This window comes from Olsenella sp. An270 (assembly GCF_002159735.1).
Taxonomy (GTDB): Bacteria; Actinomycetota; Coriobacteriia; order Coriobacteriales; family Atopobiaceae; genus Thermophilibacter.
The window spans coordinates 375,269-400,769 of record NZ_NFJF01000002.1 but is presented as its reverse complement, the minus strand read 5'-3'; the positions used below and the strand labels follow the sequence as shown (position 1 = coordinate 400,769).

At 68.2% G+C, this 25,501-nt stretch carries 17 protein-coding genes; 1 reads left to right on the top strand and 16 read right to left on the bottom strand.

What is annotated here, in order from left to right; translation table 11 throughout:
- Positions 1 to 380 precede the first annotated feature (380 nt).
- The 16 genes from B5F73_RS04100 to ileS form a co-directional block, all read right to left on the bottom strand.
- Positions 381 to 803, bottom strand: a complete 423-nt coding sequence (locus B5F73_RS04100) for a hypothetical protein (RefSeq protein ID WP_087226788.1) — start codon at positions 801 to 803, stop codon at positions 381 to 383.
- A gap of 3 nt (positions 804 to 806) precedes the next feature.
- Positions 807 to 2,165: an RNA polymerase sigma factor RpoD gene (gene rpoD / locus B5F73_RS04095; RefSeq protein ID WP_087226786.1), complete on the bottom strand. Its 1,359-nt coding sequence runs from the start codon at positions 2,163 to 2,165 to the stop codon at positions 807 to 809.
- 44 nt (positions 2,166 to 2,209) lie between these two features.
- Positions 2,210 to 4,150, bottom strand: coding sequence for a DNA primase (dnaG, locus tag B5F73_RS04090; protein WP_204206253.1), 1,941 nt, complete (start codon positions 4,148 to 4,150; stop codon positions 2,210 to 2,212).
- On the bottom strand, positions 4,147 to 5,241 hold the full coding sequence (locus B5F73_RS04085; protein ID WP_087226784.1) for a bifunctional riboflavin kinase/FMN adenylyltransferase: 1,095 nt from the start codon (positions 5,239 to 5,241) through the stop codon (positions 4,147 to 4,149). Before B5F73_RS04085 ends, dnaG begins: the two co-directional genes overlap by 4 nt.
- Positions 5,241 to 6,176, bottom strand: a complete 936-nt coding sequence (gene truB, locus B5F73_RS04080) for a tRNA pseudouridine(55) synthase TruB (protein ID WP_087226782.1) — start codon at positions 6,174 to 6,176, stop codon at positions 5,241 to 5,243. Before truB ends, B5F73_RS04085 begins: the two co-directional genes overlap by 1 nt.
- On the bottom strand, positions 6,173 to 7,177 hold the full coding sequence (locus tag B5F73_RS04075; RefSeq protein WP_087226780.1) for a DHH family phosphoesterase: 1,005 nt from the start codon (positions 7,175 to 7,177) through the stop codon (positions 6,173 to 6,175). Before B5F73_RS04075 ends, truB begins: the two co-directional genes overlap by 4 nt.
- Positions 7,178 to 7,207: 30 nt before the next feature.
- Positions 7,208 to 7,615, bottom strand: a complete 408-nt coding sequence (gene rbfA / locus B5F73_RS04070; RefSeq protein ID WP_087226855.1) for a 30S ribosome-binding factor RbfA — start codon at positions 7,613 to 7,615, stop codon at positions 7,208 to 7,210.
- 78 nt (positions 7,616 to 7,693) lie between these two features.
- The gene (gene infB, locus B5F73_RS04065) at positions 7,694 to 10,300 is read right to left on the bottom strand and encodes a translation initiation factor IF-2 (RefSeq protein WP_087226778.1); all 2,607 of its coding nucleotides are present in this window, start codon (positions 10,298 to 10,300) and stop codon (positions 7,694 to 7,696) included.
- Between the two features lie 68 nt (positions 10,301 to 10,368).
- Entirely contained in the window at positions 10,369 to 11,613 is a 1,245-nt protein-coding gene (nusA, locus tag B5F73_RS04060) for a transcription termination factor NusA (protein ID WP_087226776.1), read from the bottom strand.
- A gap of 24 nt (positions 11,614 to 11,637) precedes the next feature.
- Positions 11,638 to 12,114, bottom strand: coding sequence for a ribosome maturation factor RimP (rimP, locus tag B5F73_RS04055; RefSeq protein ID WP_087226774.1), 477 nt, complete (start codon positions 12,112 to 12,114; stop codon positions 11,638 to 11,640).
- Positions 12,115 to 12,519: 405 nt separating this feature from the next.
- Positions 12,520 to 15,081, bottom strand: coding sequence for a leucine--tRNA ligase (gene leuS / locus B5F73_RS04050; protein WP_087226772.1), 2,562 nt, complete (start codon positions 15,079 to 15,081; stop codon positions 12,520 to 12,522).
- A gap of 402 nt (positions 15,082 to 15,483) precedes the next feature.
- Entirely contained in the window at positions 15,484 to 16,995 is a 1,512-nt protein-coding gene (locus B5F73_RS04045) for an IMP dehydrogenase (protein ID WP_087226770.1), read from the bottom strand.
- Between the two features lie 136 nt (positions 16,996 to 17,131).
- The gene (locus B5F73_RS04040; protein WP_087226768.1) at positions 17,132 to 18,421 is read right to left on the bottom strand and encodes a glycosyltransferase family 2 protein; all 1,290 of its coding nucleotides are present in this window, start codon (positions 18,419 to 18,421) and stop codon (positions 17,132 to 17,134) included.
- A gap of 1 nt (position 18,422) precedes the next feature.
- On the bottom strand, positions 18,423 to 19,466 hold the full coding sequence (locus B5F73_RS04035) for an RluA family pseudouridine synthase (RefSeq protein ID WP_087226765.1): 1,044 nt from the start codon (positions 19,464 to 19,466) through the stop codon (positions 18,423 to 18,425).
- Between the two features lie 135 nt (positions 19,467 to 19,601).
- Positions 19,602 to 20,114, bottom strand: coding sequence for a signal peptidase II (gene lspA, locus B5F73_RS04030; RefSeq protein ID WP_239379791.1), 513 nt, complete (start codon positions 20,112 to 20,114; stop codon positions 19,602 to 19,604).
- Between the two features lie 3 nt (positions 20,115 to 20,117).
- Complete coding sequence (gene ileS / locus B5F73_RS04025) at positions 20,118 to 22,946, bottom strand: isoleucine--tRNA ligase (protein ID WP_087226762.1); 2,829 nt, start codon at positions 22,944 to 22,946, stop codon at positions 20,118 to 20,120.
- A 421-nt stretch (positions 22,947 to 23,367) separates the two neighbouring features.
- Here ileS and B5F73_RS04020 point away from each other — a divergent pair, with 421 nt between their 5' ends.
- Positions 23,368 to 25,257, top strand: a complete 1,890-nt coding sequence (locus tag B5F73_RS04020) for a fructose-1,6-bisphosphatase (protein WP_087226759.1) — start codon at positions 23,368 to 23,370, stop codon at positions 25,255 to 25,257.
- Positions 25,258 to 25,501 lie beyond the last annotated feature (244 nt).

Here is a 25,501-nt window from a genome sequence, read left to right as displayed (position 1 = left end):
CCGAGACGCGGCCCGCCCCGGGAGGGCGACATACGAGCGCGGCCCTGGCGCCGGGGGACCGGGGCCGGGGCGGATTTGTCGCTTGACGGAGACTCTCTCATATCAGGAATTTGGGGCCTTGTGCTGGCGGAGGGCCCTCCGGCCGGACAAGGGCGGCGATTTTTAGACGGGACCGTGACAAGGGCGGGATTTTCTAGAGGTCACCGTGACAAGGGCGGCGATTCCGGGAAGGGGCCGTGACAAGGGCGGGTTTTCTAGGGCGCACCGTGACAAGGGCGGCGAATTCTAGAAGTGTGGAACGCGAATCGGTACGAAAGCGCCGCCCGCGACGACGTGAGCGGTCGCGGGCGGCGTGATTCTGCGATCTGGGGACGTATCGCCTAGCGGTCGACCGCCTCGGCGTGCGCCCGAGAGGCAAAGACGAGACCAAGGACGGCGAGGACGGCGAGAAGGACCTCGACCCAGCCGACCTGGCCAGAGGTGACGCCCAGGCCGACCTGGACGAGCGACGCGATCAGCATGACCACGGCGAACACGTTGAACTTGCCGATGCTACGCGGGCTGTTGGCGGCGCGGGCGCCGGTGACGCCCACGGCGAAGCAGTAGAGCCCGACGACGAGCGCCAGGACGCCGAGGACCTCGGCCGCGATCACGCCGTCGTAGGAGGCGTCCCCCACGCCCACGCGAAGGCCGGCTGCCAGAGGCGAGCCTAGGAGCAGCAGCACCCCGCCCACGACCTGGACGACCGAGACGAGCAGGATGAGCAGCGAGACGATCTTGAAGCGCTTCTGATTGGGCGACATGCGCTAGTCCTCCATGTAGTCCTTGAGGCGGCCGCTGCGGCTGGGGTGACGCAGCTTCGCGAGCGTCTTGGACTCGATCTGGCGGATGCGCTCGCGCGTGACGCCAAACTCGCGCCCGACCTCCTCGAGGGTGCGCGGGTGGCCGTCCTCGAGGCCAAAGCGGAACTTGATGACCTTGCGCTCACGGTCGGCGAGACCGTCGAGCACCTGGTCGAGCTGCTCGCGCAGCATCGAGTCGGACGCGGCCTCGGGGGGCGCGACAGCACTCGAGTCCTCGATGAAGTCACCGAGCTGGGAGTCCTCCTCCTCGCCGATGGGCGTCTCGAGGGAGACGGGCTCCTGGGAGATCTTCTGGATCTCGCGCACGCGGTCCGGGCTCATGCCCATCTCGGCGCCGATCTCCTCGGGGGTGGGGTCGCGTCCGAGGTCCTGCAGGAGCTGGCGCTGGACGCGGATGAGCTTGTTGATGGTCTCGACCATGTGGACCGGGATGCGGATGGTGCGCGCCTGGTCGGCGATGGCGCGGGTGATGGCCTGGCGAATCCACCACGTGGCGTACGTGGAGAACTTGAAGCCCTTGGTGTAGTCGAACTTCTCGACCGCGCGGATGAGACCGAGGTTGCCCTCCTGGATGAGGTCGAGGAAGAGCATGCCGCGGCCGACGTAGCGCTTGGCGATGGAGACCACCAGGCGCAGGTTGGCGGAGATGAGCTGCTGCTTGGCGTCGAGACCCACCTGCTCGATGCGCATGAGACGGCGCTGCTCGGCGCGCGTGAGCTCAAGCTCGCCGGCCTCGGCGGCCTCGAGCTTGTCGGCAGCGTCGGTGCCCGCCTCGATCTTCATCGCGAGGTTGACCTCCTCGGAGGCGGTGAGCAGGTCGACCTTGCCGATCTCCTTGAGGTACATGCGGACCGGGTCGCCGGTAAGCATGGCCGTCGAGGTGTCGGCGCGGCGGGCGCGGGCGCGCGAGGAGCGCTTGGGCTTGGCGACGCGCGCCTTGGGGACGGAGCGCAGCGCCTCCTTGACGATCTTGGCCTCGGCGACGCTCTCGGACTCCTCCTCGTCGTCGTCGAAGGACTCGACGCTGTCGTCATCGTCGTCGAAGTCGTCGTCCACGGGGGTGTCGGACGAGAAGTCCTCAACGGCGTCGGACGCCGGTGAGCCGCTGACCTCGACTCCGCGCGAGCGGAGCTCATCGTAGAGGTCGGAGAGCTCGTCGGAGTCGACGTCGATGTCCTTGATGGCGAGCTGGATGTCGTCCTCGGTCACGCTGGAGGAGGAGGCGCCCGCCACCAAACCGTCGACGACCTTCAGCAGGTCATCGGAGAGCTTGATGCCGTCGCTGGTCTTCTTGGCAGCCACATGTGTCCTTTCGACGTATAAACCTTCGGGATTATACCCGAAATTTATTCCGACAAGACCGACGAGAGTCGGTTCGCGAGCTCGTTGGCGCGCCGCTGGAGCTCGGTCGCCTCGGAGAAGAGGCGCTCCGACTCGGCGTCGGCCGGCGCCGAGCGAAGGCGGCCGCGGATCTGGCGTATGCGCCGGTTGCACGAGCAGAGCTCGGCGGTGTCGACGATGAACTCGAGCTTCTGCTCGTCGGACAGCTCCTCCTCGTCCATGACGCGCCCGCCCGAGAGGATCCTCGGCGCCTCCGGCACCACAGCGCTCGCCGCGGCGACGACGCCGGCGGGAGAGGTGCCCTCCGGGGTGGAGAGCATCGCCCACGCCATGGCCTCGTGACGCTCGTCAGCCCAGACGATGCGCGCGATGCGCTCCCCCAGCCCGCGCAGGGCGTCGGGCCGCTGGGCGATCGCGCAGAGCAGCTCGCGCTCGGCGGAGAGCTGCATACGCTCCTCGTTGGACAGCATGCCCATCCCCGCGTCGGCCTCGGCGACCGCAGGCGCGGGCGAGGCCGGGACCGCGTCGTAGGCCTCGAGCGGGACATAGTCGTCCGGCACTCCCCCGTCCTCGACGGGCGCGACGCTCGCGGCGACCGCGGGCGCGGGCGCCTGGGCGGGGGTCCTTCTCGCCGGGCGCTCCTCGTCGAGCTCGCGCACGGGAGCCTCGCGGATGGCGCGCTTGGTCTCCTCGACGTCCATCCCGAGCGCGTCGGCCAGCCGCGTGGCGTACTCGTCGAGAAGGACGGAGCGCTTGAGCGGCGCCAGGACGGAGGCCATGTCCTCCAGGGCGCGGACCCGGCGCCCGGGGGCGGAGAGGTCGTAGCCCTCGAGGCGCTTCTCGAAGACGAAGTCCATGAGCGGCCAGGCACCCGCGAGGATCGGGCGCAGGGCGTCGGCGCCGTGGGCGGCGAGGAACTCCATCGGGTCCTGGTTGTCCGGCAGAACCACGCACATGAGCGCCGCCGACGTCTTGTCGACGTAGCGCACCGCGCGCTCGGCGGCGCGCTGGCCCGCGGCGTCGCCGTCGAACATGCAGACGATGCGCCTCACGCGCTGGCGCTCCATGAGGCGCACGTGGTCGAGGCGAAACGCGGTGCCGAGGGCGGCCACGACGTTGGAGAATCCCGCCTCGTGCATGGCGATGACGTCGGTGTAGCCCTCGCAGACGATGGCCTCGCCCGTCGCCGCCATGCCCTCCTTGGCGCGGTCGTAGGCGAAGAGGTGCTTTCCCTTGTTGAAGGCCGCGGTGTCGCGCGTGTTCACGTACTTGGCAACGTTGTCGCGCTTGGGCCCGATGACGCGGCCGCCGAAGGCGATGGTGCGGCCCTGCTCGTCGTGGATGGGAAACATCACGCGCTCGTAGAAGCGGTCCATGAGGCGCCCCGAGCGCTCCTGGGCGAGGTCGGCGGCGATCATCTCGGCGGGCGTGAAGCCGAGCTTGCGCAGGTGGGCGACAAGGGCGCCGCGGCCCGGTGCGTAGCCGAGCCCCCAGCGGCGGCACACCTCCGAGCCAAAGCCACGCCCCGCGAAGTAGCGCCGTGCCTCGTCCGGCCCCGAGCCCTTTCCGCGCATGAGCATCGTGTGGTAGAACTCCTCGGCGGCCCCGAGCGCCTCCATGAGGCGGGTCTTGCGCGGCCCGCGGCTGCCCCCGCGCTCCTCCGTGAGCTCGATCCCGGCGCGGTCCGCCAGATAGCGGATGGCGTCGGGGAACTCCAGGTTCTCGCGCTTCTGGACGTAGGAGAAGACGTCCCCTCCCTCGCCGCAGCCAAAGCAGTGCCAGAGCCCCGTCGCGGGGTTCACCTTGAACGACGGCGTCTTCTCCCCGTGGAAGGGGCAGCAGCCCCAGAACTCCTGGCCACGCTGCCTGAGCTCCACGGTCTCGGCCACCAGCTGGACGAAGTCCGTGGCCTGGCGGACCCGCTCCTTGTCCTCGTCGGTGATCACGCGCGCGCCTCCCCTCCCAGGTCGACCCCTCGCTCCCCCAGCGTAGCACGCACCCAGGACACGTTCCCCAGGACGACGCGCTCGAGCTCGTCCACGGACGAGAAGGACCTCGGCTCGCGCAGCCAGCGCACAAAGACGACCGACAGGTCGGAGCCGTAGAGGTCGCCCGCAAACCCCAGAAGCGTCGCCTCCAGGAAGCTCGCCCCCTTCTCGCCGGGCGAGAAGGACCTGGGCTTGCCCACGTTGACGGCCGCCGGCCAGGCGGTCCCGTCACAGACGGCGTAGCCGGCATAGACGCCCTCGGCGGGCAGGCAGAGGCTCTCGGGCACGCGCACGTTGGCCGTCGGGAAACCAAAGCCGGTCCCCTCGCCGCGCCCACGCACCACCTCACCGGTGACGAAGTGGCAGCGGCCGAGGAGGCCCGCCGCCGCCTCGACGCGCCCCTCGCCGAGGAGCCCGCGGATCCTCGTCGCGGTGACCGGGGAGCCGCCCTCGTCGAGCAGGTCCATGCCGATGACGTCGAAGCCGTCAATGCGTCCCAGCTCGGAAAGGGCGTCAACGGTGCCGGCGCCGCCGGCGCCGAGCCTGAAGTCGGCGCCCACGACGATGACGTCCAGGTCCATGAGCTCGCCGAGCGTCTCGCGCACGAACCGCTCGTAGGAGAGCGCGGCCAGCTCGCTCGTAAAGTCGAGCACGATCACCCGGTCCACGCCCTCGACCGAGCGCAGGGCGTCCAGGCGGCCCTCGTCAGAAAGCAACATCTTCTGCGGATGCCCCGGGCACAGAACCGCCGACGGGTCCGGCGAGAACGTGACGACGACGAGCTCGTCCCCACGAGCGAGCGCCTCCTCATGAGCCCGCGCGATCAACGCCCGATGCCCGATATGAACCCCATCAAACGCCCCGATCGCACAAACAGATTTCTTGAACCCGTGCAGCCCTACTTTCCGAGCAACGCCCGCCAGGGCGTCGGAGGTGTTCTGGAGGGAAGTTCCGCGCAGCGCACTTCCCGCAAGAACACCTCCGACGCCCCCGATAGGGTTATCAGGCGAGAGCGCGAGGAGCCGCTGCTCGAGGTTCTTCTCGCCCATTAGCGGACCCCCTCGATGCCCTGCGGGAAGTTGGACTCGCAGACGAGCCGGGCGCCCTCGCGGCGCCAGATGCCCACGAGCGCCCCGCCAAAGACGAGCGCGACGCGGCCGCCCGGCTCGGGAGAGCCTCCCCAGCGCAGCTCGCCCGCCGGGATGCGCCTGCCGTTCATGACGTCGGCGACCTCGTCGAGACAGAGGTCGCGGACGGGAAGGCCGAGCGTCGCCGCGGGGTCGAGGGCGCGCTCGCGGGCCAGCTCGGCACCCCCCTCGGCGAGCTCGCCCAGGCTCACGCACGCGTCGAGCGACACCGGGCCCGAGAAGGTCCGGCGCAGCTCGCTGACATGCGCCAGGCAGCCGAGCTCGCGACCGAGGTCGCGGGCGATACTCCTCACGTAGGTGCCCTTGGAGACGTCGAGGTCGACGGTCCAGGTCCGCTCCTCGGCATCGACGGAGACGAGCCTGGCGTCATGGATGGTGACGCGCCTGGCGGCGAGCTCGAGCTCCTCCCCGGCGCGTGCGGCGTCATAGGCGCGCCGTCCGTTCACCGAGACGGCCGAGAACCGCGGCGGGACCTGGTCGACCTCGCCGACGAGTCGCGCGAGCTCGCTCTTTGCGCGCGAGGCTTCGAGCAGCTCGGGCGAGACGTCCGCAGTCGCGCACACCTCGCCCTCGGCGTCGTCGGTCGTGGTCTCGGCGCCCAGCCTAAACGTGGCCCGGTAGCCCTTGCGGTCGAGCGTGAGAAGGCCGAGGAGCTTGGTCGCCTGACCGATGCCCACCACGAGCACGCCGGTCGCGGCCGGGTCGAGGGTGCCGGCGTGGCCCACGCGGCGCTCCCCCACCGCGCGCCTCACGTGGGAGACGACGTCGTGGCTCGTGAGCCCGGCGGGCTTGTCGACCGCGATGAGCGCGGAGAACGCGCTCGGGCGGCGGCTCAACGCGCCCCCTCGGCGTCCGAGTAGAGCGCGCGGAGCTTGGGCAGGACCACGGCGAGCGCCTGGTCGATGTCGCCCTCCACGGTGAATCCCGCGGCGGCGGGGTGCCCGCCGCCGCCCATCTCGCGCGCGACGACGGAGATGTCGCGGTCGGACTTGGCGCGGAGGTTGCCGCGGACCTTGCCCCCCGGGACCTCCTTGAGGAAGAGCGCGACCTCGCAGCCGTCGACCCGGCGGACGATATCGACGAGGCCGTCGCACTCGGCGACGGGCACGGCGTTGGCCTCGAGGTCGGCGGTGGTCGCGTAGCTGTAGGCGATGCGTCCCTGCTCGAAGGTCGTGATGCGGCCCATCACGGTGGCGGAGAGGTGGAGGTAGCTCAGACGGTCGCTCTGGTAGACGTGCAGCGCGACGTCGGAGGGCGACGCGCCGGCGTCCACGAGGGCGCTCGCGACGCGGAAGGCCTCGCCGTTGGCGTTCTGGTACTGGAAGCGGCCCGTATCGGTCACGAGGGCGCACAGAAGGCTCTGCGCCATCGTGGGGGTGATCCGGGCGCCGAGGTGGAGGGCATACTCAGCCACGATGACGCCGGCGGCCGCGGCGTCGGGGCGCACGACCCCGGCGTTCCAGAACCGCTCCCCCGCAGGATGGTGGTCGAGCACGGCGACGCCGCGCGAGCGCTCGAGCACCGCACGGGCCTGGTTCAGGCGGTCGGGGTGCGAGAGGTCGACGCAGACGAAGAGGTCGGGGTCCTCGTGGAAGTCGACGGCGCGCACGAGGCGCTCCGCGCCGGGCAGGAACTGGTAGATCCTCGGGACGACGTCGTCGTCGGCGAGAAGGGCGAAGACGCCCTTGCCCGGCCACGTGCGCTCGATCAGCTCGACGAGCGCGAGCTCGGAGCCGAGCGCGTCGCCGTCCGGCGAGGTGTGGGCGCAGACGGCGATGGTGCGCGCATCCTCCACGAGGCGCGTGAGCGCGTCGAACTCGGGCGCCTGGGCGCCCATGATGGCCTCGTCACATCGCACGGAAGCCCCCTACCCCTCGTCCTTCTCGGCGGCGGACGGCTCGACGGGATAGCCGAACTCGTCCTTCTCCACGGAGAGCGTGGCCGGCACGTCCTCGAGGGCGCGCGAGATGCGCTCGGCCTCGTCGGTCGTGGTGTCGATGCGGAAGTCGAGCTCGGGCGTCACGCGCCAGCCGAGGCTGCGGCCGAGCAGCGTGCGGATGCGGCCCTTCGCGCGCGCGAGCGCGGCGGTGACCTCGTCGTAGCGGTCGGCGTCGCAGCTCACGTACGCACGGAGGTAGCTCTTGTCGACCGAGACCTCCACGCCCGTGATGGTCACGAGGGCGAGGTCGGGGTCGGAGATCTCAAAGAGGAGGATGTTGGCGAGCTTGACGCGCGCCTGCTCGTTCGTCCTTCTCGAGTGCTGGTTCTGCTTCATCTTCTGCTCCAAACCGAGAGCCCCGTGGCGACCTTTCACCCGGGTGAAAGGTCGCCACGGTCAAAGGGGACAGGTCGTCTACTCGGTGCGGGCGACCTGGTCGATGCGGAAGCCCTCGATCTGGTCGCCGGGCTTGACGTCCTGGAAGTTCTCCAGGCCGATGCCGCACTCGAAGCCGGCCTTGACGCTCTTGACGTCGTCCTTGTAGCGACGCAGCGACGCGATCTTGCCCTCGTAGACGACGATGCCGTCGCGGACGAGGCGGACCTGGTCGTCGCGGGAGATCTCGCCCTCCTGGACCATGCAGCCGGCGGCGATGCCGACCTTGGGGACCTTGAAGGTGTCGCGGACCTCGGCGACGCCGGTCTGCACCTCGACCTCGGTGGGCTTGAGCATGCCGATGCGGGCGGCGTCGATGTCCTCGATGGCCTTGTAGATGACGCTGTAGGTGCGGATCTCCACGCCGTCGCGCTCCGCGGCGCTCTTGGCCTTGGCCTCCGGGCGCACGCCAAAGCCGATGATGATGGCGTTGGACGCGTCGGCCAGGATGACGTCGGTCTCGGTGATGGCGCCGACGGCGGAGTGGATCGTGTTGATGCGGACCTCGGACTGGTCCATCTTGTCGAGCGAGTCCTGGAGCGCCTCGATCGAGCCCTGGACGTCGGCCTTGATGATGAGGTTGAGCTCCTTGACCTCGGCGTCGGCCATGGTGTCGAAGAGGTTCTCGAGCGTGACGTGCTTCACGCGGTTCTGCTCCTCGATGCGGGCCTTGAGGGCGCGCTGGTCGGCGAGGTCGCGGGCGTCGCGCTCGTCATGGAAGACGCGGAACTCGTCACCGGCCATCGGCACGCTCTGCAGGCCGAGGATCTCCACGGCGTCAGAGGGGCCGGCCTCGGTGACGGAGTTGCCCTTCGGGTCGAGCATGGCGCGGACGCGGCCGTAGGACATGCCGGCCACGAGGGCGTCGCCGATGTGGAGGGTGCCGCGGGTCACGAGCACCGTAGCCACCGAGCCGCGGCCGCGGTCGAGCTTGGCCTCGAGGACGTTGCCGGAGGCGAAGGTGTCGGGGTTGGCCTTGAGCTCGAGGACGTCGGCCTGGAGGATGACGGTCTCGAGCAGCTCGTCGATGCCGATCTTCTGCTTGGCCGAGATGTTGACGAACATGTTCTGTCCGCCCCACTCCTCGGGGATGATGCCGTACTCGGTGAGCTCCTGGCGCACGCGGTCGGGGTTGGCACCGGGCTTGTCGATCTTGTTGACGGCCACGATGATGGGCACGCCGGCGGCCTTGGCGTGGTTGATCGACTCGACGGTCTGGGGCATGACGCCGTCGTCGGCCGCGACGATCAGGATGACGATGTCGGTCACCTTGGCGCCGCGGGCACGCATGGCGGTGAAGGTCTCGTGGCCCGGGGTGTCGATGAAGGTGATCAGGCGGCCGTTGATCGTGACCTGGGAGGCGCCGATGGCCTGCGTGATGCCGCCCGCCTCGCCGGCGGCGACGCCCGTGTGGCGGATGGCGTCCAGAAGCGACGTCTTGCCGTGGTCGACGTGACCCATGACGGTGACCACGGGCGGGCGCGGCTTGAGGTCGGCGGGGTCGTCGTAGAAGGTGAAGGAGTTCTCCTCCTCCTTGGTCATGACCTTGACGTCACGCCCGAGGTCGTCTGCAACGAGCTCGATGAGCTCGTCGGACATGGACTCGGTGAGCGTGAGCGGCGTGCCCAGCAGGAACAGGCGCTTGATGATGTCGTTGGCGGGGACGCCGAGAAGCTCGGCGAGCTCCTGGACCGTCGAGCCCTGCGGCACCTTGACGGTGTCGAGCTGCGAGAGGTCCTGGTCGTTGGCCAGCGCCTCCTCGATGCGCTGCTCCATCGCGGCCTCCTCGGCCTGCTTCTGGCGGCGCTCCTTGCGGCGCTTGCGGCGGCCGGTGGACTCGCGCGACGCCTCCTCGACGGCCACGCGGGCCTCCTCGAGGACGCGGCTGCGGTTGTAGGCCTCGGCCTCGCGGGCCATGCGGCTGTAGCGGTCCTCGCCGTCACCCTCGCCGCGGCGGCCCTTCTTGCCGCGACGACGCCCGCTCGCGTCGGCGGAGGGCGCGGGCGCGGCGCTCGGGGCGGCGCTGGGGCGGGAGTCGCCGCGAGAGCGCTGGCCGCGGCCCTGGCCGGCGGTCTTCTTCTGCGCGGACTCCTCGGCCTGCTGCTTCAGGATCTCCTCCTGCTGGGCGATCTGGTCCAGCAGCGAGGTGAAGGAGGGGACGGACTTGGGCGCGTTGTCGCGCACGCGGTTCTTCTCGGCCTCCTCGGCGGCCTTGCGCTCGGCCTCGGCCTTGGCCTCCTCGCGGGCCTTGCGCTCGGCCTCGGCGGCAGCGCGGCGACGCTCCTCCTCGGCGCGCTCGCGCTCGCGGCGCTGCTCGGCGGCGAGGCGCTCGGCCTCGGCCTTCTCGGCGGCCTTGCGCTCCTCCTCGGCCTTGGCCTCCTCCTCGGCGCGCTTCTGCGCCTCGATCTCGGCGGCGTGCGCCTCGAGGATGGGCTTGAGCTTCTTGCGGACGATCGAGACGTAGGCGTCCTCGAGGGTCGAGGAGGCCGACTTCGCAGGGATCTTCAGGTCGCGCAGGTGCTCGAGCATCTCCTTGCTGGAGATGCCGTACTCCTTCGCGAGGTCATGTACGCGCGTCTTTGCCATGTGACCTACCTTCCAAGCATGAGGCGCGGGGCCTCAGAGAGTCGTGTGGGCGTCGTCGATGCCGCGGGCTAGATGAGCGAGTCGGGGTCAGAGGAGACCTCGGCGGCCGCCATCTCCTCGTGCACGCCGCAGAAGCGCGAGCCGGGACGGGCCATGTTGCGGCACTGGATGCCGGTCGGGCCGACGTACTCGCAGCGGTGCGCCTCGCCGTCCTCGACGACCTCCTCCTCGACGGTCGCACGCGGGAGGTCGCGCAGGACGGTCGCGGCGAGCGACTCGTTCTTGATGTCGATGTGCAGGCCCGTGAGGCGGGCGGCGAGACGGGCGTTCTGGCCCTCCTTGCCGATGGCCAGGGAGAGCTGGTCGTCGGGCACGATCACCGTGGCGTAGCCGGTCTCGGGATCGATGACCACGCGGGAGACGCGGGCCGGGGAGAGCGCGGAGGCGACGCAACGGGCCGGGTCGTCGCTCCACAGCACCACGTCGACGCGCTCGCCGCGGAGCTCGGAGACGACCGTGCGGACGCGGCTGCCCTTGGGGCCGACGCAGGCGCCCACGGGATCGAGGCGGTCGTCGTTGGAGGAGACGGCCACCTTGGAGCGGACGCCGGGCTCGCGGGCGATGCTGCGAATCTCGACGACGCCGTCGTAGACCTCGGGCACCTCGAGCTCGAAGAGGCGACGGAGCAGGTCGGGGTGGGTGCGGGAGACCACGATGGGCGGGCGCTGGCGCTCGCCGCGCACGACGGGCTGCGTCGAGTTGGGGTCGCGGACGTCCACGATGATGGCGCGGATGCGCTGGTTGTGGCTGTAGCGCTCGCCGGCGGGGCGCTCGTTGCGCTCCTCGGGGTAGCGGCGCTGGTCGAAGTGGGGCAGCTCGGCCTCGACGCCCTCACGGATCTTGATGATCGTGAAGTCGGGCGTGGACTGCAGCACGGTGCCGGTGATGATGTCGCCGACACGCTGCGAGAACTCCTCGTAGATCTGGACGCGCGCGGCATTGCGCACGATGGCGCGGATCTCGGCCTTGGCGTGCTGCGCGGCGATGCGGCTCGTGTCGGCGGGCGTGACGTCCACCTCGTCGAACTCGCTGTACTCGCCGGTCTCCGGGTCCTCCTCGCCCTTGGGGACGAGCTCGTAGACGTAGACCTTGCCCGTGGCGCGGTCGATCGTGACGCGCGCGCCGAAGGGCAGGTGGAGAACGTCGGCGTAGCTCTTGGCGAGCGACTGCTCGAGACGGGTGATGAGGTCGAGCTGGTCGATGTGCCTCTCCTCGCAAAGCTGCTCGAGGGCTGCCATCATCTCAGATGCCATGTGATAGTCCTTTCCTCGGCCGGCCTACGCGGAGAAGTCCGGCTTGATCGTGCACTTCCTGATGTCGTCGAACGGGAGCTCCACGCGCTCGCCGTCCACCTCGAGGGCGACGGCGCCCGCCTCGATGCCGAGGAGGGTGCCGGTGTAGCGGCGCCTCCCCTCCCCCGGCGTGAGCGAGACCGAGACGACCTCGCCGGCAAAGCGCTCGAAGTCGCGCTGCTTGCGCAGCGGGCGCGCCATGCCGGGGCTCGAGACCTCGAGGGTGAAGCTGGAGGGGATGGGGTCGAGCTCGTCGAGCGCGGCGGAGATCCACTCCGTCTCCTCGGTCACCTCGTCGAGCGTGATGGTGGGCAGAGACTCGTCGGCGTGGTCGACGCGCACGCGCACGCAGGGTGCCTTGGTCGCGCCCACGACCTCGACGTCCACGACGTCGACGCCGCGCTCGGCGGCCAGCGGCTCCAGCGCGTCGATGATCTCTTGCTCGATGCCGGACTTGGGCATGCTCCCCTCCCGTCTTCATACAGAAAGGAAGCGGGGCGAGAAGATCCACCCCACTTCCTACGGTTACAGCTTCGAATACGCAGCTAGTCTACGGTTTTTCTCGCCCCGCGTCAAACGCGCCTCCACGAGAAGCCCACAAGCCGACGCCCTTCTCGGCGCCACTCTCCAAACCTCGTCTTTTGAGGCCTCAAAAGTCACGCGACTTTTTTCGCCAACTGGGAAAACGCAAAACCTCGGTCGACTTTTGAGGCCTCAAAAGTCGAGGAAGCCCCTGACGGGCGAGAAGAACCTCTCCCCCGCGCGCGAGGACCGAGACGCGCGAACCCCGCCGACCTTCCGGAGAGAAGTTACGCGCAGCGCACTTCTCGCAGGAAGGTCGGCGGGGTTCGCCAATCGCGTGAGGACCTACACCGCCACGATGTTGACCAGGCGGCCCTTGATGACGATGACCTTCTTGACGTCCTTGCCGGCGAGCTGCTCGGCCACGGCGGCCTTGGCGGCCTCGGCGACCTCGTCGTCGGAGGCGTCGGCGGCGACCATGATGCGGCCGCGGACCTTGCCCTTGATCTGGACGGCGATCTCGACCTCGTCGGCCTTGGCGGCCTCGGCGTCAAACTCGGGCCAGGCGGCGTTGTAGACCGAGCCCTCCTGGGCGAGCGCCTTGTGCCAGAGCTCCTCGGCCCAGTGCGGGCAGATCGGCGCGAGCATCGTCACGATCGCGTGCGCCACGGCGAAGCAGAGCGCCGGGTCGCGCTGCTCGAGCGCAACGTCGTTCACGTACTTGGACGCCGCGTTGGTGATCTCCATGACGGCGGAGATGGCGGTGTTGAACTGGCCGCGGTCGAAGTCGGTGGTGCACTTGATGCCCATGCCGTTGAGGGTGCGCCACAGCTCCTTGCCCGCCGCGTCGAGGGCGCCCGCGTCCACGGCGCCGGAAGCCGCGCCCTGGCTGAGCAGCCAGACCACGCGCCACGCGCGCTTGATGAAGCGGTTGGCGCCGGCGACGGCCTCCTCGTCCCAGTTGAAGTCCTTCTCGGGCGGGGCGATGAAGAGGATGGCTAGGCGCATGGTGTCCGCGCCGTAGGGCTCGATCACCGAGGACGGCGGCACGACGTTGCCCTTGGACTTGGACATGGTGTCGCCGTTGGCGTCCTTGACCATGCCCTGGCAGAGCAGGTTCTCAAAGGGCTCGTCGATGCCGATCATGCCGAGGTCGCGCAGGACCTTGGTGAAGAAGCGGCTGTAGAGCAGGTGCAGGATCGCGTGCTCGATGCCGCCGATGTAGTTGTCGACCGGCATCCAGCGGTCCACCGCCTCGCGCGAGAAGGGCAGCTCCTCGTTGTGCGGGTCGCAGTAGCGCAGGTAGTACCAGCTGGAGCACGTGAAGGTGTCCATGGTGTCGGTGATGCGCTTGGCCGGCTTGCCGCACTTGGGGCAGGTGGTCTCGTAGAACGGCGCGTACTCGGCGAGGGTCTCGCCGGCGCCGAGGTCGAGGTTGTCGGGCAGCGTGACGGGCAGGTCCTCGTAGGGCACCGGCACGTCGCCGCAGCAGTCGCAGTGGATCATCGGGATGGGGTTGCCCCAGTAGCGCTGGCGGGAGATGAGCCAGTCGCGCAGGCGGAACTGCACGGTCTTGCGACCGAGGCCCTGCTGCCCGAGCCAGTCGATGATGGCGTCCACGGCCTCGGAGTGCTTGCCGCCCTTCATGCCGGTGAACTGCCCGGACTGCACGAGGTAGCCCTCGGCCTCCATCGCGTGGTCCCAGTCGACGGAGGTCACGACGAGCTCGCGCTGGTCCTTGAGCTGCTCGTAGAGCGGGTCGTCCTTCTCGCAGATGATCGGGGCGATCTCGAGGCCGTACTTCTTGGCGAAGTCGAAGTCGCGCTGGTCGCCGCAGGGGACGCCCATGACGGCACCGGTGCCGTAGTCCATGAGGACGTAGTCGGCGACCCAGATGGGGGCCGGGCGGCCGTTCACCGGGTTGATGACGTAGCGGCCGGTGAAGACGCCGTGCTTCTCGCGCTCAGAGCCCTGGCGGTCGACCGATGAGACCTTCTCCGCGGCGGCCTTGAGCTCGAGGAAGGCCTCCTCGTGCTCCGTGCCGGCGACGAGCTCCGCGGCGAGCGGGCTCTCGGGCGGCAGCAGGAAGAAGCTCACGCCAAAGAGGGTGTCCGGGCGCGTGGTGAAGACGGTGATCTTGGTGTCGGTGGGGGTCACGCCGTCCTTGTCGGCCAGCGTGAAGTCGATCTCGGCGCCCTCGGAGCGGCCGATCCAGTTGGCCTGCATCGCGCGGACGCGCTCCGGCCACTTGCCCTCGAGCTTCTTGAGGTCGTCGAGGAGCTCCTGGGCGTAGTCGGTGATCTTGAAGTACCACTGCGAGAGCGGGCGCTTCTCGGGGATGGAGCCGCAGCGCCAGCACTTGCCGTCGACGACCTGCTCGTTGGCCAGCACCGTCTGGCAGCCGGGGCACCAGTTCACCGGCGAGCTGTCGCGGTAGACCAGGCCCTTCTCCCACATCTTGAGGAAGATCCACTGGCCCCACTTGTAGTACTCGGGGTCGCAGGTGTTGAACATGCGGTCGTAGTCGTAGGAGAAGCCCATGCGGCGCATGGTCTTGGTGGCCTGCGCGATGTTCTGGTGCGTCCAGACGCTCGCCTGCGTGTTGTGCTTGATGGCGGCGTTCTCGGCGGGCAGGCCAAAGGCGTCGTAGCCCATCGGGTGCAGCACGTCGTAGCCGCGCATGCGGGCCTGGCGCGCCATGGCGTCACCGATCGTGTAGTTGCGCGCGTGGCCCATGTGCAGGTCACCCGAGGGGTACGGGAACATCTCGAGCACGTACTTCTTGGGCTTCTCGGGGCTCTCCTCGGTCTTGTAGAGCTCCTCGGCGTCCCACTCCGCCTGCCAGCGGGTCTCGATCTCCTCGGCGTCGTAGGCCGGGACCTCGAAGTTCTTCTCGGCGTCGCTCATCTGCGTGACTCCTTCGTGTGCGATGGTCAACCGTGCCATTGTAGCAGCACCGCCGCATTTGGCGACAAGAACGGGACGTCGCGTCGTAGGTTGTGCGACATGCCGTAGGTTATGCGGCGTCGCCACAGCCGCGGGCTCTTCTCGGCAAGTCGAATACCTGCAGATATGAATAGCGCAACTGCTCGCATAACCTCAGCGATGCCGCATAACCTAGGCGACGTCGCATAACCTCAGGGAGGGCGAGAAGAACCTCGGCGCGACGTCCCGTAGCGTCCTGAAAATCGAGGCTGCGGCACTGGCGTTTTTCTCGACCTGCGGTTCTTCTCAGCGGATGTCCTTAAAAAAGAGGCTGCGGCACGTCAGGTGCGCCGCAGCCTCGATTTTCAGGACGCGTCACGGATGCTAGCGGTAGCTCACGCTGTGCTGGGAGTCCTTGACCACGACGTCGTGCGCGCCGCCCTCGACGATGGAGGTCGAGCTCACGAGCGTCAGGCGCGCCTTCTCCTGCAGCTCCTTGATGGTCTTGGCGCCGCAGTTGCACATCGTGGACTTGATCTTGTAGATCGTCTGGCCCACGCCCTCCTTGAGCGAGCCGGCGTAGGGCACGTAGGAGTCGACGCCCTCGACGAAGCCCAGCTTGGAGGCGCCGCCCTGGTCGTAGCGCTGCCAGTTGCGAGCGCGCGCGGAGCCCTCGCCCCAGTACTCCTTCATGTACTGGCCGTTGACGTTGACGCGCTCGGTGGGGCTCTCGTCGAAGCGCGCGAAGTAGCGGCCGAGCATCATGAAGTCGGCACCCATGGCCAGCGCGAGCGTCATGTGGTAGTCGTAGACGATGCCGCCGTCGGAGCAGACGGGCACGTAGACGCCGGTCTCCTCAAAGTACTTGTCGCGCGCGCGGCAGACGTCGATGACCGCGGAGGCCTGGCCGCGGCCGATGCCCTTGGTCTCGCGGGTGATGCAGATCGAGCCGCCGCCGATGCCGACCTTCACGAAGTCGGCGCCGCAGTCGGCGAGGAAGCGGAAGCCCTCCTCGTCCACGACGTTGCCGGCACCCACCTTGACGGAGTCGCCGTAGTTGGCGCGCACCCACTCGAGCGTGCGCTTCTGCCACTCGGAGAAACCCTCGGAGGAGTCGATGCAGAGCACGTCGGCACCAGCCTCCACGAGAAGCGGCACGCGCTCGGCGTAGTCGCGCGTGTTGATGCCGGCGCCCACCATGTAGCGCTTGTTGGCGTCGAGCAGCTCGTTGGGGTTGGACTTGTGCTGGTCGTAGTCCTTGCGGAAGACGATGCCCACCAGGTGGTCGTTCTCGTCAACGACGGGCAGGGCGTTGAGCTTGTTCTCCCAGATGACGTCGTTGGCGCGCTTGAGCGTGATGTCCTTGTCGCCCACGATGAGCCTCTCGCGCGGGGTCATGAACTCGGCGACCCTCTTCTGGTGGTCGTCGCGGCTGGGACGGTAGTCGCGGCTGGTCACGATGCCGAGGAGCTTGCCGCGGGAGGAGCCGTCGTCGGTGACGGGCATGGTGGAGTGGCCGGTGCGGGCCTTGAGCTCCATGACCTGCTCCATGGTCATGTCGGGCGTGAGCGTGGAGTCGGACTCGACGAAGCCGGCCTTGTGGTCCTTGACGGCCTTGACCATGGCCGCCTCCTGCTCGGGCGTCTGGTTGCCGTAGATGAAGGCGAGGCCGCCCTCGATGGCCAGGGCGACGCCCATGTCGACGCCGGAGACGGACTGCATGATCGCGGAGACCATGGGGATGTTGAGCGAGAGCGCCGGCTCCTCGCCGCGACGGAACTTCACGAGCGGCGTCTTGAGCGACACGTTGTCGGGGATGTTCTCCGCCGAGGAGTATCCGGGGACGAGCAGGTACTCGGAAAAGGTGTGGGACTCCCCCTCGAAGAACGTTGCCATCTGATGGCTCCTCTCCCCGCCCGTGGCGGTAGTTGGTTGAGTTCACGCCATTGTAACATCCGCTCACGGGTTTACAGGCGACCGTTTGCCGAGAAGTACCAGCTTACGAAACCTTCCTAAACCCGTCCCGAGAGGACTATCCCTCCCCGACGACGTCCTTCACGTCGACGGCGATGTCGTGCTTGGTGGGGATCCACTCGACCTTCTTGAACAGGGCAGCGACCGTGATGGGGATGTAGGTCATCATGAAGATCGGGAAGGTGAAGAGGTTCGTGACCACGCGCCAGCGCTTCTTGGCGTGGATGTGGGTGCGCTCGGAGACGGTGGTGATGAGCGCCAGGAGGAAGAACGTCACGTACAGCGAGACGAACGTCATGATGAGGGTGCCCACGCACATGTCGAGCTCGGACTGGGTGGCGATGAAGCCGTGGCTGAGCGACCCGATGACGAGGTAGGTCGCGTTCACCGAGAAGGACAGCAGCGTGAGGATCATGCCCGGCGCAATGGTCATGAGCATGTCGTAGCTCGCGAAGCGTCCCTTGGAGATGCCCTTGGCGAGGTCTCGGCCGTAACTGAAGAACACCTGGTAGAAGCCCTTGGTCCAGCGCATGCGCTGCGTCCAGGAGGCCTTGAAGGTGACGGGCTGCTCGTCGTAGAACTCCGCGGGCGCGTAGCCGATCTGCACGTTGTTGGCGCAGCAGAACGTGGAGAACTGGATGTCCTCGGTCAGGGTGTGGAAGTCCCAGCCGTGCATGCCGCGCACGATGTGCTGCGAGACCATCCAGCCGGAGCCCGAGATGGCGCAGCTCGTGCCCGACATCATGCGGGCGTTGTTGAGGAGCTTCGCCTCGCGGATGAACCAGGTGGCGTAGGCGGAGCTTACCCAGCTCGAGTCGAAGTTCTTGGAGTTGCGGTACCCCGTGCAGACGAGGTAGCCCGCGTCGAACGCCTGGTTCATGACCGAGAGGTAGCTCGGGGAGACGAGGTTGTCGGCGTCAAAGACGACGAAGGCCTCGTACTTGTCGCCGTAGTCGTTGAGGATGCGGTCGAAGGCGTAGTCGAGCGCCCAGCTCTTGCCGCGGCGGGCGAGGTCGTTGCGGTCCCAGACGGTCGCGCCGGCGGACTGCGCCGCGGCGTGGGTGTTGTCGGTGCACGCGTCGCAGACCACGAAGACGTCCATGAGCTCGCGGGGGTAGTCCTGGGCGAAGATCGACTCGACGAGGTTGGCGATGACCGCCTCCTCGTTGTGCGCGGCGATCACGAAGGCGTAGCTGTGGTTGCGCTTGGCCTCGGGCAGGCGGACCGTGCCCTGGATGAGGGCGCGAACCATGAACACCGCCTGGTAGAGGTAGGCAAAGGTGAAGAAGACCCAGATGAGAAAGTTGAAGAAGACGATCGGCGTGAGGCCGAACTGGTTGAACTCCATCTTATCCCTCGCGGTGGGCGCCTCGTCCGTCGGGCGTCAGGAGCGGACAGATCTTCTCGCCCGCCGACGTCCGTCCCATGGACCTGTCGGAGAGCGATTCTAGTACACCGAGGAGGTCGTCCGGCAACGTGTCGGCAAGCTCCACCGTCTCTCCCGTTGCGGGGTGCTCGAAGCTGATGCGCCAGGAGTGCAGGAACTGGCGGGAGAGCCCCAGGTTCTGGCGGAGGTCGCCGCGCCCGTAGAGGGGGTCGCCCACGAGCGGGTGCCCCACGTGGCGCAGGTGCACGCGGATCTGGTGCGTCCGCCCGGTGTAGAGGTGGCACTCGATGAGCGTGTAGCCGTCGTCGCGCGGGCCCGCCTCGAAGCGCTCGAGCACGCGGAAGGTGGTGATGGCCTCGCGGGCACCGGGCGCGTCGGAGACGGCCATGCGGAGGCGGTCGCGCGTGGAGCGGGCGATGCCGGTCTCGATGGTGCCCTCGTCGTGGGCGATCGGCCCGTGGACCAGCGTGACGTAGCGCCGGTCCAGCACGCGCAGGCGGATGAGGTCCTGAAGGGCCTTCTGGGTGGCATCGTCCTTGGCGGCCACCATGAGGCCGGAGGTCTCCATGTCGAGGCGGTGCACGATGCCCGGGCGCTCCTCGCCCTGGAGCATCCCCAGGTGGGCGTAGCCGCAGTGCGCCACGAGCGCGTTAGCCAGCGTGTCGTCGACGTGGCCCGGGCTCGGATGGCAGACGAGGCCGACCTGCTTGGAGAGGACGATCAGGTGGTCGTCCTCGAAGCGGATGTCGAGCGGGATCTCCGGGTTGGGCCTGAGCGGCCCCGCGGCGTCCTCGGGCTCGTCGACGAGGGCGCGGACGCGGTCCCCCAGCAGGACCTTCTCGGACTTGGAGGTGGCCGGGGTCTCGTTGATCGTGACGGTGCCGCCCTCCACGAGGCGCGCGCAGGCGGAGCGCGAGGGCATCCCCTCGCCCGCGGCGAGGAACGCGTCGAGTCGCATGCCGTCGGACTCGGGCCCCACGAGCAGGTTCACGATGCGACTGGGCATGGGCTGACACCCCCTTCGGATGTGCTTATCGGAAATAACACGCAGAATCGGACTTTTCCCAAAACCTTACCTGCGAATATATGAGTTTTAAGTCGATTCTGCGTGTTATTCGGAGGCGGAGGGAACACTGAAGGCCTACTCCCCCGCTGCGGCACGCTCGCGGGCGGCGTCCCAGCGCCACCAGAGGATGAGCGCGATTGGAACGCCGCAGGTCACGAAGATATCGGCGACGTTGAAGATCGCGAAGTCCATGAACGTGGTCGCAAAGAAGTCCGTGACGGCGCCCAGGGCGACGCGGTCGATCGCGTTGCCGATGCCGCCACCCACGACGCACGCGCAGGTGAGCAGCAGGGGCAGCGGGACGTCGACACGCCGCCAGGCCACGTAGACGCCCGCGACGCACATGGCGGCGGCGATGAGCACGAAGAGCGGGCCGGCGCCCTCCCCCATCGAGAACGCGGCGCCGGTGTTGTAGATGAGCGAGAGGTCCATCACGCCCGGGATCAGCGTGACGGGCTCGCCGGGGACGAGCAGGTCCCGCGCGGCGAGCTTGCTCAGCTGGTCGAGAAGGACGACCGCGGCGGCGACCAGCGCGAAGAGCGCCAGTCGCCGCACGGGGGCGGAGTTCGTGACGTCGGGGCCGGACAAGCCCTACTCCTCGAGCGCGGCCACGGCGTCGTGGCAGCGCGGGCAGAGGCCGTCCTCGCCGAGCTCGCGGAAGTTCCAGCAGCGCGGGCACTTCTCGCCGTGCGCGGGCTCCACGGAGCAGGAGAGCTCCTCGCCCTCCGTGAGCTCGACCTCGGAGCACACGAACGGCTCGGCCAGCTCGCAGCCCATCTCGCCGGCGAGAAGAGCGTGCAGCTCCGTGGGCGCGACCAGCGTGGCGCGGGCGGCCTGCGTGGTCTTCTCGGACAGCGTGCCGTCGGCGATCGCAGCCTCGTAGGCCTTGGTGAAGGCGGCGCGGGCCTCCACGACTGCGTCATAGGCGGCGAGGTAGGGCTCGTACTCCTCGGCGGTCCAGGGCGCCTGGTACCAGTCGAGAAGGGCCGCGTACTCCTGGCCGTCGCGCAGCGAGGCCGGGAGGTAGGCCATGACCTCGTCGGTGGTGTAGACGAGGATGGGCTGCAGGTCGTGGACAAGCATCGAGAGAATCTGCGCCCAGACGGTGAGGGCGCTTCGGCGCTCGAAGCCGTCCCTCTCGCCACAGTAGACGCGGTCCTTGGTGGCGTTGAGGTAGCCGTTGGAGAGCTCGGTGATCACGTAGTCGTAGAGCGTGCGGTAGACCACGTTGAAGCGATAGGACTCGTAGGCGGCGCTCACCTGGTCGTGGACCTGGCAGAGGCGCGCCAGCGCGAGCTTGTCGTAACTGAGGAGCTCGTCGTAAGCCACGGCATCGGTCGCGGGGTCGAACTTGTCCTCGATCTCGCCCAGCAGGAAGCGCAGGGTGTTGCGGAAGCGGCGGTAGGCCTCGCCCACGTGGTCGAGGATCTGGCCGTCGCAGGGGATGTCGTTGGAGGTGTCGACCGAGGTGACCCACAGGCGCAGGATGTCGGCGCCGCGGGTGTCGCACTCCTTGTTGGGGTCGATGACGTTGCCGAGCGACTTGGACATCTTGCGGCCCTGGCCGTCGAGCGTGAAGCCCTGGGAGACCACGGACTTGTACGGCGCCACGCCGTAGGCGCCCACGGAGGTCATGAGCGAGCTCATGAACCAGCCGCGGTGCTGGTCGGAGCCCTCGAGGTACATGTCGGCCGGGAACGTGAGGTTGTCGCGGTGGCGGCAGACGGCGGTGTGGGAGACGCCGGAGTCCCACCACACGTCGAGGATGTCACGGTTGGCCTTGAGGTGATGCCCGCCGCACTTGGGGCAGACGCACGACTGCCCAAGGTAGCTCGCGGGGTCGTCGGTGAACCAGGCGTCGGAGCCCTTGCTCCGGAAGAGCTCGATCACGGCGTCGAGCGTGTCGTCGTTCATGACGGTCTCGCCGCAGTCCTGGCAGGTGAAGGCCGGGATGGGCACGCCCCAGTTGCGCTGGCGCGAGATGCACCAGTCCGGGCGACCCTCGACCATCGAGCCGATGCGCTTGATGGCGTGACCGGGGTAGAACCTGACCTTCGAGAGCTCCTCGAGCGCCTGTTCGCGGAGGCTCTTGCCGCCGCGCAGGGGCTTGTCCATCGAGACGAACCACTGGCTCGTGGCACGGAAGATGACGGGCTCCTTGCAGCGCCAGCAGTGCGGGTAGCTGTGGTTGATGTCCTCGTGGAGGATCAGCGTGCCGCGCTCGCGCAGCCACTCGATGATCTTGGGGTTGGCCTCGTTGACCTCCATGCCGGACCACGGGCCGCCGGTGCCCATGCCGTCGCCCACGAAGAAGCGGCCGTCGTCGTCCACGGGCATGACCGTGGGAATGCCAAACTTCTGGCCGGCGAGGTAGTCGTCCACGCCGTGGCCGGGCGCGCAGTGGACGATGCCCGTGCCGTCGTCCAGCGTGACGTAGTCGGCGTAGATGAACTCGCCCGTCTCGCCCTGGTCGCCAAAGATCGGCTGCTTGTAGCGGTTGTGCGCGAGGGTCTCGCCGGTGGCGCGCCAGGGCTCGCCGTCGGCTCCGCGCACGAGCTCGACCTCGCCGTAGCCAAACTTGGCGGCGCAGCGCTCGGCGAGCGCCTCGGCCACGATCTCGGCACGGCCGTCATGGACGAGCGCCACGTAGGTGGCCTCGGGGTGGCAGATGACGGCGTCGTCGGCGGGAAGCGTCCACGGCGTGGTGGTCCAGATGTCCACGAAGAGCTTGCCGGCCCAGGCCTCCAGGCCCTCCGGAACGGTGGTCATCTCAAAGCGCACGAAGATGGCGGGGCTGACCTCGTCGCCGTACTCGATCTCCGCCTCGGCGAGGGCCGTGTGGCAGTGCGAGCACCAGTGCACGGGCTTGGAGCCCTGCGTGATGGCGCCGGCGTCGAAGATCGCCTTGAAGATCTCCACGTCGGTGGCATCGTAGTCGTTCACGTAGGTGAGGTAGGGGTTGTCCCACTCGCCCAGCACGCCCAGGCGCTTGAAGCCCTGGCGCTGGGTGTCCACCTGCTCGACGGCCATCTTGCGGCAGAGCTCGCGGATCTTCTCGGTGGGGAGCTGGTTGAACTTCTCGGTCCCGAGCATGGTCTCGACCTTGTGCTCGATGGGCTGGCCGTGGCAGTCCCAGCCGGGGACGTAGGGCGTCTGGTAGCCGCGCATGGACCAGTAGCGGTTGATGACGTCCTTGGAGATCTTGTTCTGGGCGTGGCCGAGGTGGATGGGGCCGTTGGCGTACGGAGGGCCGTCGTGCAGGACAAACTTCTCGTGCCCCTCGTTCTTGGCGATCATCTGCTCGTAGACGTGGTTCTCCTCCCACATGGCCAGGCGCTTGGGCTCGTTTTGGGCCAGGCTGGCGCGCATAGGAAAGCCCGTGCTCGGCAGGTTGGTCGTCTTCTTGTACTCGTTCGCCACGCTTCCTCCTTCGTGGCGGGGCCTCCCCCGCCGTCCTTCTCGGACACGAAAAAACGCGCCCGTCCCTCCTGCTGGGACGAAGCGCGCACGCGACTTCGCTTGTGAACCACCCAGCGAGCGGATATCCGCCGTACTCGGCTGGCCTGTCTCGGCGGCCACTCCGGCGACGCCTACTCGCTCGCGCTTTCGGGCCGCGGCTCGGGGGTGATCTTCGCCGGGACGCGACCGCGGGCTCCCACCGTCCCCGCTCTCTCTTGGCCGCGCGTCCCCGGGTACTCTCCCCGTCAACGCCTGTTGCAGCATGGTAGCACGTTTGCCCCGCGTAGGGCGAGAAACACGTTCTTCTCGCCGAAAACTGGTTGCGGGGACCGGTGCCGTTCGTCCGAAGATAGAGAGGTTACGCACAGAGAAGGGACGTCGCATGCCTGACCGCAAGTACCTCGAGCTGCTCTCGGAGAAGTTCCCGACCGTCCGCTCCGCCTACGCAGAGATCATCAACCTCGAGGCCATCCTCAACCTCCCCAAGGGCACCGAGCACTTCATCTCCGACGTCCACGGCGAGTACGACGCGTTCAAGCACATCCTCAACAACTGCTCCGGCGTCATCCGCGAGCGCGTGGCCGACATCTTCCGCTTTGAGCTCACGGGCAGCGAGCAGGCCGACCTCTGCACGCTCATCTACTATCCCCACCGCAAGCTGCGCCGCCTCAAGTCGGCCGGCGTCGTGGGCGCGGAGTGGTACGCCATCACGCTCATGCGCCTCGTGCGCCTGGCGCGCTACCTCTCCGACTCCTACACGCGCTCCAAGGTGCGCAAGGCCATGCCGCCCGAGTACGCCTACATCATCGACGAGCTGCTGCACGCCTCCCCGGGCGAGGGCGACGAGCGGCAGGGCTACCACCGCCGTATCATAGACACGATCGTGGACACCGGCTCGGCCGACGACTTCGTGGTGAGCCTGGCCTCGCTGATCAAGCGCCTCGCGGTTGACCACCTGCACGTCGTGGGCGACGTGTTCGACCGCGGCGACCACGCCGACAAGATTCTCGACCGCCTCATGGAGTATCACTCCGTCGACCTGCAGTGGGGCAACCACGACATCGTGTGGATGGGCGCCGCCGCCGGCTCGGCCACGTGCCTGGCCGCCGTGATCCGAAACAACATCCGCTACGACTCGCTCAAGATCCTCGAGGGCGCCTACGGCATCTCCCTGCGCGAGCTCGCGCTCTTCGCCGAGGCAACCTACCGCGCGGGCGAGGCCATGAGCCCGCTCGAGAAGGCCATCTCGGTCATCCTGTTCAAGCTCGAGGGGCAGACCATCATGCGCCACCCCAACTGGCACATGGAGGACCGTCTGCTGCTCGGTCGCGTCGACGCGCAGCGCGGCACCGTGCGCATGGGCGAGAAGGACTACGAGCTCGTCACCTGCGACTTCCCCACCGTCGACTGGTCGGACCCCTACGCGCTCTCCGACGAGGAGATCGCCGTGATGGACAACCTGCTCTCCGCGGTGCGCAGCTCCTACAAGCTGAACGCGCACGTGAACTTCCTCTACGAGCACGGCAGCGCCTACCTCGTCCACAACGACGACGTCCTCTTCCACGCCTGCGTGCCCATGAACGAGGACGGCACCTTCCACCCCGTCAACCACCAGGGGCAGCTGCTTTCCGGCAAGGCCTACTACGACTACGCCGACCGCCTGGCGCGCCGCGCGTGGCAGGAGAGCGACGAGGTCTCGCTCGACTGGATGTGGTACCTGTGGTGCGGGCGCTACTCGCCGCTCTCCGGCCGCCTCATGAAGACGTTCGAGCGCACCTACCTCGCGGACCGCTCCACCTGGGAGGAGCCGCGCGACCCCTACTACGCCCTCACAGACGACGCCGGGGTGTGCCGCCGCATCCTGCAGGAGTTTGGCGTCGACCCCGACCACGGCCACATCATCAACGGCCACACGCCCGTCCACGCCTCGGAGGGCGAGAAGCCCGTGCGCGCCGGCGGCCACCTGCTGGTCATCGACGGCGGGTTCTGCCAGGCCTACCACAAGACCACCGGCATCGGCGGCTACACGCTCATCTCGGACCCGCGCGGCATGCGCATCAAGGCGCACCGCCCCTTTGGCTCGATCGCCGACGTGCTCGACCTCAACGCCGACATCATGAGCGACGACGACCGCTTCGAGCTGGAGCCGCGCCCGCTCACCGTGGGCGACACCGACACCGGCGACGAGATCCGCGAGCAGATCGCCGACCTGCGTGCCCTTCTCGACGTCTACCGCTCGGGCGAGCTGCCGGAGCGCACGAAGCGCGGGTAGCGCACCGGGCCCGCGGCGCGGGCGGCGTGCAGGTTATGCGGCATGCGTGAGGTTATGCGACGTCCGGCAATCGCCCGTTCTTCTCGCCAAGCCATATAGCTGCGGAAACGTGAGGGCTGGGGTTACCGCATAACCTCGTCGATGCCGCATAACCTCGCGTATGTTGCATAACCTATGCGGGATGGGCGACAAGGGCCACCAACAGGGCGGGCGACAAGGGCGATGTCGGGGATTTTGCGACGGT

What these genes read in the sequence shown, in the direction of transcription:
- B5F73_RS04040 (WP_087226768.1), bottom strand. Translation starts at nt 18,421, where the DNA reads ATGGAGTTCAACCAGTTCGGCCTCACGCCGATCGTCTTCTTCAACTTT.
- infB (WP_087226778.1), bottom strand. Translation starts at nt 10,300, where the DNA reads ATGGCAAAGACGCGCGTACATGACCTCGCGAAGGAGTACGGCATCTCC.
- B5F73_RS04085 (WP_087226784.1), bottom strand. Translation starts at nt 5,241, where the DNA reads ATGGGCGAGAAGAACCTCGAGCAGCGGCTCCTCGCGCTCTCGCCTGAT.
- B5F73_RS04075 (WP_087226780.1), bottom strand. Translation starts at nt 7,177, where the DNA reads ATGGGCGCCCAGGCGCCCGAGTTCGACGCGCTCACGCGCCTCGTGGAG.
- B5F73_RS04100 (WP_087226788.1), bottom strand. Translation starts at nt 803, where the DNA reads ATGTCGCCCAATCAGAAGCGCTTCAAGATCGTCTCGCTGCTCATCCTG.
- nusA (WP_087226776.1), bottom strand. Translation starts at nt 11,613, where the DNA reads ATGGCATCTGAGATGATGGCAGCCCTCGAGCAGCTTTGCGAGGAGAGG.
- rimP (WP_087226774.1), bottom strand. Translation starts at nt 12,114, where the DNA reads ATGCCCAAGTCCGGCATCGAGCAAGAGATCATCGACGCGCTGGAGCCG.
- B5F73_RS04020 (WP_087226759.1), top strand. Translation starts at nt 23,368, where the DNA reads ATGCCTGACCGCAAGTACCTCGAGCTGCTCTCGGAGAAGTTCCCGACC.
- B5F73_RS04035 (WP_087226765.1), bottom strand. Translation starts at nt 19,466, where the DNA reads ATGCCCAGTCGCATCGTGAACCTGCTCGTGGGGCCCGAGTCCGACGGC.
- leuS (WP_087226772.1), bottom strand. Translation starts at nt 15,081, where the DNA reads ATGAGCGACGCCGAGAAGAACTTCGAGGTCCCGGCCTACGACGCCGAG.
- B5F73_RS04045 (WP_087226770.1), bottom strand. Translation starts at nt 16,995, where the DNA reads ATGGCAACGTTCTTCGAGGGGGAGTCCCACACCTTTTCCGAGTACCTG.
- rbfA (WP_087226855.1), bottom strand. Translation starts at nt 7,615, where the DNA reads ATGAAGCAGAACCAGCACTCGAGAAGGACGAACGAGCAGGCGCGCGTC.